Origin of the sequence: Brevibacillus laterosporus (assembly GCA_007833815.1) — a bacterium.
GTDB lineage: Bacteria > Bacillota > Bacilli > Brevibacillales > Brevibacillaceae > Brevibacillus_B > Brevibacillus_B laterosporus_D.
The window spans coordinates 4773981-4787598 of the sequence record CP033464.1 but is presented as its reverse complement, the minus strand read 5'-3'; the positions used below and the strand labels follow the sequence as shown (position 1 = coordinate 4787598).

Sequence of the window (13618 nt, the reverse complement as noted above, 5' to 3'; positions counted from 1 at the left end):
TGGATATCCCGTATTGAATAATAGGGGAGATTCATTTAGTAAGGGGGAAAAATAGAATGGCTGATACTCTCGTTATCGTCGAGTCCCCGGCGAAAGCAAAGACGATAGGTAAATATCTGGGCAGCAAATATGTCGTGAAAGCGTCAATGGGCCATGTGCGCGACCTTCCAAAAAGTCAAATGGGGGTTGATGTAGGTAACCATTTTGAACCCAAATACATAACCATTCGTGGTAAAGGTGACATTTTAAAAGGCTTGAAAGATGCAGCTAAGAAAGCCACTAAAGTATATCTCGCAGCTGACCCGGATCGCGAAGGGGAAGCGATTGCTTGGCATTTAGCCACATATCTTGGTCTTGATATATCAAAGCCTCTGCGTGTAGTCTTTAATGAAATCACGAAAGAAGCTATTAAAGATGCCTTTAAGCATCCGAGACACATTAATATGGATTTGGTACACGCTCAACAAGCTCGCAGAATTTTGGACCGTCTTGTGGGTTATAATATTAGCCCCATCTTATGGAAAAAAGTGCGTAAGGGCTTGAGTGCGGGTCGTGTTCAATCTGTAACTGTGAAAATGATTAATGACCGAGAAAAAGAGATTCAGCAGTTTAATCCTGAGGAGTATTGGACGATTACTTCTACGTTGGAATCTAAAAGCAAGCCATTTGAAGCGCGTTTTTATGGATATGCTAACGAGAAAGTAGAACTCTCTTCAGAAGAGAATGTGCAAGAGGTTTTGAGAAAAATCAAGAAAGATGAATACAGAGTCGTAAAAGTGCAAAAGAAGGAACGCAAGCGTCACCCAGCTCCTGCCTTTATCACTAGTTCCTTGCAACAGGAAGCGGCTCGCAAGCTTAATTTCCGTACCGCTAAGACGATGATGATCGCTCAACAATTATATGAGGGTATTGATTTAGGCAAAGAAGGTACTGTCGGTTTGATTACGTATATGCGTACAGACTCTACACGAGTATCGCAGACAGCTCAAGACGAGGCGAAAGAATTTATTACTAATCAATATGGACAAGAGTTTGCTGTAAAGGAAGCTCGTCAAGCACCTAAAAAAGAAAACGCTCAGGATGCTCATGAAGCAGTGCGACCTACGTCTGTCATGCGTACGCCTGATGAAATGAAGGAACACTTAAGTCGAGATCAAATGCGATTGTATCGCTTAATTTGGGAGCGCTTTTTAGCAAGCCAAATGGCTTCCGCCGTGCTTGATACAATGAGCGTAGATATAGATAACAATGGTGTGATGTTCCGTGCCAGCGGATCTAAAGTACAATTCGCAGGCTTTATGAAGGTGTACATTGAAGGCAATGATGATGGCTCCAATGAGGATGATAAGCTGTTACCTCCCATTGAAGAGGGGCAGATTCTATCTGAACAAGCAATTGAGCCGAAACAGCATTTTACGCAACCGCCACCGCGTTATACGGAAGCAAGATTGGTTAAAACGCTGGAGGAAAACGGAATAGGTCGTCCATCCACGTATGCTCCTACCCTAGAAACGATTCAAAAGCGTGGATATGTTGCTTTAGAAGAGAAGCGATTTATACCTACTGAACTTGGACAGATTGTTATAACTATGATTGAAGAGTTTTTCCCAGAGATTTTAGATGTAGAATTTACATCTGGAATGGAGGGCGGGCTCGACAAAGTTGAGGATGGGATTGCAGACTGGGTAAAAATACTGGATTCTTTCTATCAAGGCTTTGCTGAGCGAGTTAAAGTGGCTGAAGAAGAAATGAAGGAAGTCGAACTGAAAGATGAGGTTTCAGATGAAGTTTGTGAACTATGCGGAAAGCATCTAGTTTACAAATTAGGCCGCTTCGGAAAGTTCCTAGCTTGTTCCGGATTTCCAGATTGCCGAAATACCAAGCCGATTGTAAAACATATTGGTGTGAAATGTTCAAGTTGTGAAAACGGTGAAGTGGTAGAACGTAAAAGTAAAAAGAACCGTATTTTCTATGGATGTACCAATTATCCAGAATGTGAGTTCTTGTCCTGGGATAAACCGATTGCCAGACCATGTCCGAAGTGCAATGAGATGCTTGTTGAAAAGAAACGAAAAAAACAAGGCGTAAATATTGTATGTACAAAATGTGATTACGAAGAAGAAGGGGATTCATAGAACTTTTAGTTCTATTCCCCTATTCAATTAAATAGTAGGTATAGAGAGGATTTTTCACCATGACACAACCTTTTGTAACGGTGGTCGGTGCAGGTCTTGCTGGGAGTGAAGCCGCTTGGCAAATTGCTCAAGCCGGTGTTTCTGTTAAGTTGTATGAAATGAGGCCAGTTAAGCAAACCCCTGCGCACCACACAGATAAATTTGCTGAACTGGTTTGCAGTAATTCACTAAGAGCTAATTCATTGACCAATGCTGTTGGGGTATTAAAAGAGGAAATGCGTCAATTTGATTCTGTGATCATGAAAGCAGCGGATCAATGCCAAGTTCCTGCTGGTGGAGCTTTGGCTGTTGACCGTCATGAATTTGCAGAGTATGTTACGGAAGCAGTACGTAATCATCCATTAATTGAGGTGGTTAACGAAGAAATCACAGAAATTCCAGAGGGGATTGTAATCATTGCATCTGGTCCGCTTACTTCCCCAGCTCTTTCTGAACAACTAAAAGAGCTTACGGGAGAAGAGTACCTGTATTTCTACGATGCTGCGGCACCTATCATCGAGAAAGATTCTATTGATATGGAAAAGGTATTTGTTGCTTCACGTTATGATAAAGGAGAAGCGGCATACTTAAATTGTCCGATGAATGAAGAGGAATTTAATCGTTTTTACGATGCATTGATTTCTGCGGAAACCGTTCCTCTCAAGGAATTTGAAAAAGAAGTCTTTTTCGAAGGATGCATGCCAATTGAAGTCATGGCATCTCGTGGAAGCCAGACTATGCTGTTTGGACCGTTGAAACCAGTAGGCCTAACCGACCCGCGTACTGGAGAACAACCACATGCCGTTATTCAGCTTAGACAGGACAATAGTGCTGCAACTCTGTATAACATCGTAGGTTTTCAGACTCATTTGAAATGGCCAGAGCAAAAACGAGTTTTTCAATTGATTCCAGGTCTGGAAAATTGTGAAATTATTCGCTATGGAGTCATGCATCGCAATACGTTTATCAACTCTCCGAAGTTGTTGCGTCCAACCTATCAGTATAAAGAGCGTGATAGTTTGTTTTTTGCAGGACAGATGACTGGTGTCGAGGGTTATGTGGAATCAGCAGCATCTGGACTACTAGCGGGGATAAATGCGGCGCGTCTTGCTAAGGGAGAAGAACAAATGATTCTTCCGGAGGAGACTGTAATGGGTAGCATGGCACATTATATCACAACAACCAACGCCAAACATTTCCAACCAATGAATGCTAATTTTGGTCTTTTACCAAGTTTAGGAATTAAAATTAGGAACAAAAAGGAAAAAAACGAAAAGATCGCTGAACGGGCGCTTGGTAGTATTCAGAATTTTACACATAAAAGACATAATTAAAGTTGTTTCAGTGTTTAGCGCTATGTTACTATATATGTGATTTGGGAGGAGTACATCTCAGATGGACAATTCATCCGAGTTTTCCGCATGGATCATATCTTACATCCATTACCTAAAGGTGGAAAAAAACGTCTCTCCTCATACGCTGAAGCAATACGTAGCAGATATCAATGAATTTGTCGTATTTATGAAACAGCAACAAATCAATGAATTTGCTGCTGTTTCTTATTTACATGGTCGGTCTTTTTTAGCTCATCTTGCAAAAAAAGGTCTTTCCCGTCGGAGTATTGCGAGAAAATTGTCTAGCTTGCGGAGCTTTTATCGCTTTTTAATGCGTGAAGAGTATTTGGAACAAAATCCGTTTCAGATGGTTTCTACACCAAAAGTGGAGAAAAAGCTACCTACCTTTATGTATCCGCATGAAATAGAGACACTATTAGGAGTAGTTGATACTAAAACGTCGCTTGGTCTCCGTGATTTCCTTATTTTTGAACTTTTATATGCAAGTGGAATGCGCGTGTCTGAATTGGTAACACTGTCAATAAACGCTGTTGATATTCAGAATGGGATTGCCCTTGTATACGGTAAAGGTGCTAAGGAAAGATATGTGCCAATCGGAAGTTATGCCATCAAGGCTCTGCAACAATACTTACAGGTAGGGCGGCCGAGGTTACTAGCAAAGGCTAAAAAAGATACCCCAATTCTCTTGTTAAATTATAGGGGAACTCCCTTATCAGATCGTAGTGTGCGCCGAATGGTAGATAAATATCTACAACAAGCAGCCCTACATCTAGGGATTTCACCCCACAGTTTCCGTCACTCATTTGCTACGCATCTACTCAATGCAGGAGCAGATTTACGGACGGTGCAAGAGCTATTAGGACATGTGAATATCTCCACTACACAAGTATACACCCACATCACAAAAGAAAGATTGCGGGAGGTATACGATACTGCACATCCGCGTGCAAATTTTCACAGGGGGTGAACGACTATGGAACAATTTCATGCTACCACCATTTTTGCCGTCCAGCATAAGGGTGAAGCGGCGATGGCAGGAGACGGTCAGGTTACATTTGGCAATAGTATGGTGATGAAAAACAAAGCCAAAAAAGTACGAAGACTATATCGTGAAGAAGTTATGGCAGGATTTGCTGGCTCTGTTGCTGATGCAATTACGTTGTTTGAGCTTTTTGAAGGCAAACTGGAAGAGTATCATGGTAATTTACAGAGAGCGGCAGTCGAGCTGGCCAAAGAATGGCGTTCTGATAAAGTATTACGCCGTTTAGAAGCTATGATGATTGTGTGCAATCGAAGACATCTTCTTTTGATCTCAGGTAATGGGGAAATTATTGAACCGGACGACGGCATATTAGCCATCGGATCAGGCGGAAATTTTGCCCTGGCAGCGGGACGGGCTTTGAAAAAATATGCACCAGAGCTTACAGCTAGGCAGATTGCTGAAGCCAGTCTATTAACAGCCGCTGAAATTTGCGTCTTTACGAATACGAATTTAGTAATTGAAGACATGAAACTGGAAGGGTAAGGGAGAGATGTCCTTGTTAAATTGGGAGCAATTGACCCCCCGCTTGATTGTAGAACATTTGGATAAATACATTGTAGGGCAGCAGCAGGCCAAACGTGCCATTGCTGTAGCGCTTCGCAATAGATATCGTCGTAGTCTCTTGCCGGAACAATTTCGAGATGAAGTGATTCCCAAAAATATCTTGATGATTGGACCGACTGGAGTCGGGAAAACGGAGATTGCGCGCCGTATCGCAAAGTTAACCGGAGCCCCATTTATTAAAGTGGAAGCTACGAAATATACAGAAGTCGGTTACGTAGGTCGCGATGTGGAATCGATGGTACGCGATTTAGTGGAATCGTCAATCCGAATTGTCAAAACGGAAAAGATGGAAAAAGTGAAGGGAAAAGCGGAGAAAAATGCTGAAGAAGCGCTAGTTCAGCTCTTACTTCCTTCAAAGAAACAGCAAAACAACTTTAAGAACCCGTTTGAGATGCTATTTTCTAACCAGCAACAAACCGAAAAAACTGATGAGGAAGATCCATCCCTGGAGAAACAACGTAAACAAGTGGCCTGGAAATTAGCTGCAGGTGAACTGGAGGATCAACAGATCGAAATAGAGGTAGAAGACCAGTCACCGTCCATGTTTGATATGTTGCAGATTCCTGGTGCAGAGCAGATGGGTAATCAGATGCAGGAAATGCTGGGAAGCTTGATGCCTAAGCGAACAAAAAAACGCAAGCTAACCATTCGGGAAGCACGCAAGATCTTGACTCAGCAAGAGGCCCAAAAACTGGTAGATATGGATGAAGTGATTCAAGAATCCATATCTAGAGCAGAACAATTTGGGATTATCTTTATCGATGAGATTGATAAAATCGCCGGAAAAGATAGCCGTGGACCAGATGTGTCACGAGAGGGAGTTCAACGTGACATCTTGCCGATCGTGGAAGGTTCTACGATTATGACCAAGTATGGGCCGGTCAAGACAGATTATATGCTCTTTATGGCTGCAGGAGCCTTCCATGTAGCCAAACCATCTGATCTTATACCAGAATTGCAGGGACGTTTTCCAATTCGAGTAGAGCTTTCAAGCTTGAAAGTTGAAGATTTTATAAGAATATTGACAGAACCTAAAAATGCTTTAATTACACAATATCAAGCCCTTTTGGAAACAGAAGGAATTAAAATTGTGTTTTCTGAAGATGCTATACATGAGATAGCACGATTGGCAACAGAGGTGAATCAAAGTACTGATAATATCGGAGCAAGAAGGTTACACACTATATTAGAAAAATTGCTTGAAGATTTGTCGTTTGAAGCGCCAAATATTAACTTGAGTGTGATTAATATCACCGCTCAATATGTGCAAGAGAAGTTAAATAGTATTGTACAGAATCGCGACCTAAGTCAATACATTTTATAGAGAGAAAACATATATATTGGCGATCGATTTGTGAGAAGATGTCAGGAGGAAATATACGATGGATTTACTAACAAAAACTAGAAGGATTAACCGTATGTTACAAAAAACAGCTGGTAATGCGGTTAATTTTAATGAGATGTCTAGCGTACTAAGCGACGTTATTGAGGCAAATATTTTTGTGTTAAGCAGAAAAGGAAAATTGCTGGGTTATGCAATTGCTCAAGAAATCGATAATGATCGTATTCGCAAAATGCTAGAGGAACGCCGTTTCCCAGAAGAATATAGTAATGGTTTATTAAAAGTAGAAGAAACATCTTCTAATCTAGATGTTAACAGTCCACACAGTGCTTTTCCAGTAGAAATGAAAGCAGTGTTCCCTACAGGTTGGACAACAATTGTTCCGATTATGGGTGGCGGAGATCGTTTGGGTACATTGATCTTGGCACGTGTAAACAAAGAATTCGTTGAAGGTGACCTAATTCTAACTGAAGTGGGCGCTACTGTAGTAGGTATGGAGATCTTGCGTGAGCGTGCAGAGGCGATTGAAGAGGAAGCACGTAGCAAAGCTGTCGTGCAAATGGCAATTGGTTCTCTGTCCTACAGTGAGCTTGAGGCAGTTGAGCATATTTTCCAAGAGCTAGATGGGAAAGAAGGCCTACTAGTTGCTTCAAAAATTGCTGACCGTGTGGGAATTACGCGTTCTGTTATTGTTAACGCTTTGAGAAAATTAGAGAGCGCTGGTGTAATTGAATCTCGTTCTTTGGGTATGAAGGGAACATTTATTAAAGTTCTGAATGGAAAACTTCTTCCAGAATTAGAGAAACTTAAAACGCCATAAACTGACAAAAAAACCAGTGGTTATCCGCTTTGTGGAAAAATGAAGAAGGGGGTCTATTGACCTTCTTCTCTTTTTTTTCATATTTATCACTTGTTTGTGTAGTATTCATAATAAGTATTCACATTATTAATACATATATGAAATGAATGTGACAAAATTGGTAAAAAACACTGTTTTTATGGGCATTTTCCCCAATTGAGACTTTTGTAACATTTTTCCTAGTCCTAGTAAGATAGGGCTTTCTTAGTAGTTTTCTTCATGGTATTATAGGTGCGTGTTAGATGTCGAATTGCAAAGAAAATAGAAGAAAAATGTACGCTTAGGCACAAAGGAGGGTAGAGAAACTTGATTCAATCTACGCAATTAAATGTACTAGAAAACTCATTGGACGCCGCTATGCTTAGGCAAAAAGTGATTGCCAACAATATTTCTAACATTGATACCCCTCATTTTCAAAGCAAACAGGTTGTGTTTGAGAGCTTGTTGCAGGAGGCAATGGAAGGAAATAATGGTCGAACCTTAGGAGCATATCGAACGAATCAGAGACACATTCCATTTGGCACAGGTTTAGGTAATATCCCTCAGGCCCGAACCATGACTAACAACCAAACGTTAATTCAAAACAATGGGAACAATGTGGACATTGATTTTGAGATGAGCCAACAGGCCAAAAACACCATCTGGTATAATGGTCTTGTTCAGTTAACAAATGGATACTTTACAAAAATGAAGAGTGTTGTTGAGGGAGGATGATAGTAGATGAGTCTGTTTCGTGGAATTGATACAAGTGCCTCTGCCTTGACTGCCAATCGTCTTAGGCTGGATACGATTGCTTCTAATATCGCTAATGCCAATACGACGCGTGGGAAATTTGTTGACGGCGCGTGGCAACCGTACCGACGTAAGATGGTAGAATTAACACCAAGAACAGGAGAGTCTTTCGACAATCTTCTACAAGCAGCAGTCGGGAATGTAGCAGGTCGTCAGGAGTCTGGGGTACGCGTTACCGGGATTAAGGAGGACAATAGTCAGTTCCAGAGGGTCTATAATCCTGAGCATCCTGACGCAGACCTAGAGGGCTATGTCATGATGCCTAACGTAGACGTGGCAAAAGAAATGATTGACATGATTTCTGCTTCTAGGTCCTATGAGGCAAATGTTACAGCTATGAACGCGCTTAAGGGTATGATGCAAAAAGCACTAGAGATTAATGGTAAATAATAAAGGGGTTGGCTGACAGATGGAAATCAGTAACATAGGTTCAGTCATAAACGCACAGCCGCTACAAGTAAAAAACACAGCTTCACCGGCTGAAGTAGCACGAAATTTCTCGGCCTATATGACCGACGCACTGGATCAGGTTAATCAGGCTCAGTTAGCTTCGGAACAAATGACAATGAAATATGCAGCAGGAGAAGTGACTGATGTCCATCAAGTGATGGTAACAGGTCAAAAAGCATCTCTGATGTTGCAAATGACGATGCAAGTACGTAACAAAGCGATCGAAGCATATCAGGAAATCATGCGCATGCAGGTGTAAGGTTCCAAACTGGTATGCAGCTCTGTAGAGGTGAACCATGAACGAACGTTTATTGTTATATCGAGACAAGATGAAGACAATGTGGGACAAGCTCACAAAAAAACAAAAATTATTGATAGGCGCTTCAGCTCTGTTCTTACTTATCGCGCTTTCCCTTTATCTATACATAGCTTCTCGTCCTGTATATGTAAATTTATATGACAGATTGAGTGAGCAAGAAGTTGGTGCGATCAAACAAGAGCTAGAAGGAAAAAACATCCCATATCGCTTGACTGGGAATGGGACAGGCATTCAAGTGCCGCAAACCATGGCGCAAGATGTCATTGTTGATTTAGCAGCTCAAGGAATTCCAAAAGATGCAGGTTTCAGCTCAGAAATTTTCTCCAATAATATGTTTGGCATGACCGATCGCCAGTTTGAAGTGATGAAGAAAGATGCTCTTCAACTGGAGATTCGAAAAATCTTGGAAAAAGTAAAAGGAGTTCGTACTGCCCAAGTTATTTTAACCATGCCGGAAGATACCACATTTGTTACAGACAACACAGATAAAGCCACAGCATCAGTCATGGTAGAGGTAGACCCAAGTACTCAATTAAACGATGCACAAATCAAATCCTTATATCATATTGTTTCACGATCAGTGAAAAACTTGCCTGTAGAAAACATAACGATTACCGATCAGTATTCCAATACGTTGGAGTTATCTAGTAAAGAAGACGGCAGTTCAATTACTACTTTTGAACAACAAGAGAGGATACGTAATAAAGTAGAAAGAGAAATACAGAAAAATTTATTTAACATGCTGTCCACCATTATGGGACGAGATAAGGTTGTCGTACATACGATGGTACAGATGGATTTTTCAAAAGAAAACCGGGTAGAAAATCTGGTCGCACCTGTTGTAAATGATGAAGGCATTATAATTAGTTCTCAAAAATTATCAAAAGCATATACCGGACAAGGTACTCCGCCTATTGGTGGCGTAGCCGGTACAGGTGACAATCAGATTGGTAGCTATCAATCTGCTACGGCTCAAGGGAGCAATAGTGAATATGAAGAACTATCTGATACCGTCAATCGTGAAGTAAATCGTATAACAAAGAATGTAACCGCTAGTCCATATCAAATTGTTGATATTTCTATCAACGTTGGGGTTGAACCTCCGAATGGGGGAACGTTGGATGACGCTACCAAAGAAAATATTCAAAAAGTAATTGGTAATGTTGTTCGTGTGGCCGTCAGCAATAAGAATCTACCCGATGATGAAGTGAACAAGCGTATTTCTGTTTTTGCGAAACCGTTCTCGGGTAAGCTTGACGAAGATAACAAGGGTTTCTTTACTCCAACTATGATGTATGGAGTGGGAGCAGTTGCTTTGTTAGCCTTGGGAGCAGTGGCGTACATGCTTATTCGTCGCCGCAAACAACAGCAGGAGGAAGAAGAAGTAGAGTTCGATGAAGAGTTTCCCTATGCTCCATCGCTTGAGATTCCCGACCTTTCTTCTTTGGAAGATAATACGGATGAAGCGATGGTTCGTAAACAGTTGGAAAAATTGGCGCGAAGCAACCCGGACGAGTTCGTCGTTCTGCTTCGTACGTGGCTAGCAGAAGACTAAGGAGTGAGTATAGTGGCTCGTGTCGCAAAAGAGTTATCCGGAAGGCAAAAAGCTGCGATTTTGCTCATTTCGCTTGGTCCAGATGTCTCGGCACAGGTATTTAAGCATTTACGTGAAGATGAGATTGAACAACTTACATTGGAAATTGCCAGTGTACGTAAAGTGGATCATGAAGAAAAAGGCAAAATACTAGCAGAATTCCATCAGATTGCAGTTGCCAAAGAAGTAATAGCACAGGGTGGTATTACGTACGCAAAAGAAATTTTGGAAAAAGCATTAGGAGAAAGCAAGGCGCTAGATATTTTGAACCGTTTAACGGCCAATTTGCAAGTGCGTCCATTTGACTTCGCTAGAAAGGCCGATCCTAGCCAAATCCTTAACTTTATTCAAAATGAACATTCGCAAACTATTGCGTTAGTTCTTGCTTATTTAGAACCTCAACAGTCATCTATGATCTTATCGTCTCTGTCGCAGGATCGTCAGGCAGATGTAGCTAAACGTATTGCTTTAATGGATAGCACATCTCCAGAGGTAATTGCGCAGGTAGAACAGGTATTAGAACAAAAGCTGTCCGCAACCGTTACCCAAGATTACACACAAGCGGGTGGTATTGAATCAATTGTGAATATATTAAATGGTGTTGACCGTAGTACGGAACGAACCATACTTGATTCACTAGAGATTCAAGATCCAGAGCTTGCTGAAGAGATCAAAAAACGGATGTTTGTATTCGAGGACATCGCTACGCTCGACAATCGATCCATTCAACGTGTTATTCGCGATTTGGACAACAACGATTTGCAACTTGCGCTTAAAGTGGCAAGCGAAGAAGTTCGTGAAACGGTTTTCCGCAACATGTCCAAACGGATGGCGGATACGTTCAAAGAAGAAATGGAATTTATGGGACCTGTGCGATTGCGTGATGTCGAAGAAGCTCAATCTCGCATCGTTGCTACTATTCGTCGCTTAGAAGAAGCTGGAGAAATCATCATCGCCCGCGGTGGAGGAGATGATATCATTGTCTAGGATTTTTAAGGCAAATCGATATGTCCAGTCGGTGGATACCTATGTACTTGAAGTGACTCAGCAAGTGAATCCTGCTATACAAGTACAGACGGATGAAGTAGAAGAAATGTTGCTAGAAAATAAAGTTATAGAACATCAGAAACTGCACGAAGAAGCAAAAGCCATTATACGTGATGCGAAAGAATTAGCTGAAAGTATTATGGCTGATGCTTCTAATCAAGCAGAGCAAATGCGTGAACAAGCTCGGCAGGAGATTGCTGAGTGGTGGGAGCAACAGCAAAGAGAAGTAGAAGAGATGGCGCAGGAGACGAAAGAAATGGCTCGCCTAGAAGGATACAACCTTGGGCAGGAGCAAGGCTTGGAGACAGCACGCCTCGAACAGGAAGCAAATGTTCAGCAGGCAAAGGACGTTTTAACTCAAGCCTATGACACCAAAGAGAGTATTATATCGGAAGCCGAGCCATTCTTAGTTGAGCTAAGCTTAGAAATCTCCCGCAAAATTATTCATGATGAGCTGGTGCTAGAACCTCAAAAAGTCGTTGAGATTGTTCGACAAGCTTTAAAAAGCTCACGCTCGCACGGAGTTGTATCCATTCTGGTGAACCATAAATTGTATCCATTCGTCGAAGAGCATCGTGCACAACTTCTTTCTTTGATCGATGGACAAGCGGAACTAGGTATTTATCCGGATTATGCGGTTGAGGATGAGGGATGCATTATTCGGACAGCTTACGGAAGTGTGGATGCCAAAATAGATACGCAACTGAAAGAAATCAAACAAATCCTGATGGACGTTGCGCGGGGAAGTGAATCCCAATGATTACATTAAACACAGAAAAATACAAAGCTGCCATGCAGACAATTACGCCTCATCGCATAAATGGTAAGGTGACACAGGTAGTGGGACTTACTGTAGAGTCACAAGGGCCTGAAGCCAAACTAGGCGAGATTTGCATGATTGAATCCCCTAATCACAAAGAACCAATTATGGCAGAAGTGGTGGGATTTCGAGATACGAAGGTTCTGTTAATGCCTCTTGGAGATTTATCGTATATCGGTCCTGGATGTGATGTGGTAGCTACAGGAAAGCCTTTGTCAGTGAAGGTAGGCCCTGAGATCCTAGGAAGTATTCTCGACGGCTTAGGTCGTCCTCTGTCGAATGAATCCCTTCCATATGGATTAACTAGCTATCCAACTGATAACACGCCTCCTAATCCCTTGACAAGGCCAAGGATAGCAGAACCGCTAAGCCTAGGTGTACGAGCCATCGATGGCTTGTTGTCAATGGGAAAAGGACAGCGTGTCGGTATCTTTGCCGGCTCTGGTGTAGGAAAAAGTACATTAATGAGTATGATTGCCCGTAATACGACGGCTGATATCAATGTAATTGGTCTCATAGGAGAACGTGGACGTGAAGTACGTGACTTTATCGAGCGCGACTTAGGCGAAGAGGGATTAAAACGATCGGTTGTTGTAGTTGCCACATCAGATCAGCCAGCCATGATTCGAATCAAAGGTGCGATGATTGCTACTTCCATTGCTGAATATTTTAGGGATCGTGGGCTGAACGTGATGTTAATGATGGACTCCGTGACGCGATTTGCTATGGCTCAGCGTGAGATTGGACTCGCCATTGGTGAACCGCCAGCTACACGTGGGTATACCCCGTCTGTTTTTGCTATGTTACCTAAGCTACTGGAACGCTCAGGAACTTCAGATAAAGGTAGTATTACCGCTTTGTATACCGTATTGGTTGACTCTGATGACATGAATGATCCGATAGCTGATGCTGTACGAGGGATATTAGATGGTCATATCGTCTTAGATCGGAAAATTGCCCAGCGTGGACATTTTCCAGCCATCGATATTTTGCAAAGTGTAAGTAGGGTCATGAGTGAGATTTGCTCGCCCCAACACTTACAAGCTGCCCAGGAATTAAAACGACACATGGCTACCTATAAAGAGGCAGAGGATTTAATTAACATTGGAGCGTACAAGACGGGAACTAATCGAGAAATTGATGCAGCCATTCGCTATCGAGAGATCATCCGCTCATTCACGGCGCAGGGGGTTAACGAACCATCCAATTTCAATACGACTTTACAGGCATTAACCACTCATTTTGGGAGTGTGATGTAAC

General features: G+C 42.0%; 13 protein-coding genes. All 13 read left to right on the top strand.

All coding sequences use genetic code 11. The features are described from left to right. Nucleotides 1-56: 56 nt before the first annotated feature. The 13 genes from topA (at nucleotide 57) to fliI (ending at nucleotide 13617) form a co-directional block, all read left to right on the top strand. Nucleotides 57-2135, top strand: coding sequence for a type I DNA topoisomerase (topA, locus tag EEL30_23590; protein QDX95010.1), 2079 nt, complete (start codon nucleotides 57-59; stop codon nucleotides 2133-2135). Between the two features lie 59 nt (nucleotides 2136-2194). Then, entirely contained in the window at nucleotides 2195-3508 is a 1314-nt protein-coding gene (trmFO, locus tag EEL30_23585) for an FADH(2)-oxidizing methylenetetrahydrofolate--tRNA-(uracil(54)-C(5))-methyltransferase TrmFO (protein QDX95009.1), read from the top strand. A gap of 61 nt (nucleotides 3509-3569) precedes the next feature. Beyond that, entirely contained in the window at nucleotides 3570-4496 is a 927-nt protein-coding gene (xerC, locus tag EEL30_23580) for a tyrosine recombinase XerC (protein QDX95008.1), read from the top strand. Nucleotides 4497-4502: 6 nt separating this feature from the next. Continuing rightward, complete coding sequence (hslV, locus tag EEL30_23575; GenBank protein ID QDX95007.1) at nucleotides 4503-5054, top strand: ATP-dependent protease subunit HslV; 552 nt, start codon at nucleotides 4503-4505, stop codon at nucleotides 5052-5054. A 7-nt stretch (nucleotides 5055-5061) separates the two neighbouring features. Beyond that, nucleotides 5062-6459, top strand: a complete 1398-nt coding sequence (hslU, locus tag EEL30_23570) for an ATP-dependent protease ATPase subunit HslU (protein ID QDX95006.1) — start codon at nucleotides 5062-5064, stop codon at nucleotides 6457-6459. A 58-nt stretch (nucleotides 6460-6517) separates the two neighbouring features. Continuing rightward, on the top strand, nucleotides 6518-7297 hold the full coding sequence (gene codY / locus EEL30_23565; GenBank protein QDX95005.1) for a GTP-sensing pleiotropic transcriptional regulator CodY: 780 nt from the start codon (nucleotides 6518-6520) through the stop codon (nucleotides 7295-7297). Nucleotides 7298-7642: 345 nt separating this feature from the next. Then, nucleotides 7643-8050 (top strand): flagellar basal body rod protein FlgB, encoded by a 408-nt coding sequence (gene flgB / locus EEL30_23560; GenBank protein QDX95004.1) that lies wholly within the window; start codon nucleotides 7643-7645, stop codon nucleotides 8048-8050. Between the two features lie 6 nt (nucleotides 8051-8056). Then, on the top strand, nucleotides 8057-8518 hold the full coding sequence (flgC, locus tag EEL30_23555; GenBank protein ID QDX95003.1) for a flagellar basal body rod protein FlgC: 462 nt from the start codon (nucleotides 8057-8059) through the stop codon (nucleotides 8516-8518). 19 nt (nucleotides 8519-8537) lie between these two features. Beyond that, nucleotides 8538-8837 carry a flagellar hook-basal body complex protein FliE gene (gene fliE, locus EEL30_23550; protein QDX95002.1) on the top strand — a complete coding sequence of 100 codons (300 nt, stop codon included), beginning with the start codon at nucleotides 8538-8540 and terminating at the stop codon, nucleotides 8835-8837. A 37-nt stretch (nucleotides 8838-8874) separates the two neighbouring features. Then, a complete protein-coding gene (gene fliF / locus EEL30_23545) occupies nucleotides 8875-10452 on the top strand; it encodes a flagellar M-ring protein FliF (GenBank protein ID QDX95001.1) in 1578 nt (525 codons plus the stop codon). A 12-nt stretch (nucleotides 10453-10464) separates the two neighbouring features. Next, a complete protein-coding gene (gene fliG, locus EEL30_23540; protein ID QDX95000.1) occupies nucleotides 10465-11478 on the top strand; it encodes a flagellar motor switch protein FliG in 1014 nt (337 codons plus the stop codon). Then, nucleotides 11471-12298 (top strand): flagellar assembly protein FliH, encoded by an 828-nt coding sequence (locus EEL30_23535; protein ID QDX94999.1) that lies wholly within the window; start codon nucleotides 11471-11473, stop codon nucleotides 12296-12298. Before fliG ends, EEL30_23535 begins: the two co-directional genes overlap by 8 nt. Beyond that, complete coding sequence (gene fliI / locus EEL30_23530; protein ID QDX94998.1) at nucleotides 12295-13617, top strand: flagellar protein export ATPase FliI; 1323 nt, start codon at nucleotides 12295-12297, stop codon at nucleotides 13615-13617. Before EEL30_23535 ends, fliI begins: the two co-directional genes overlap by 4 nt. Nucleotide 13618 lies beyond the last annotated feature (1 nt).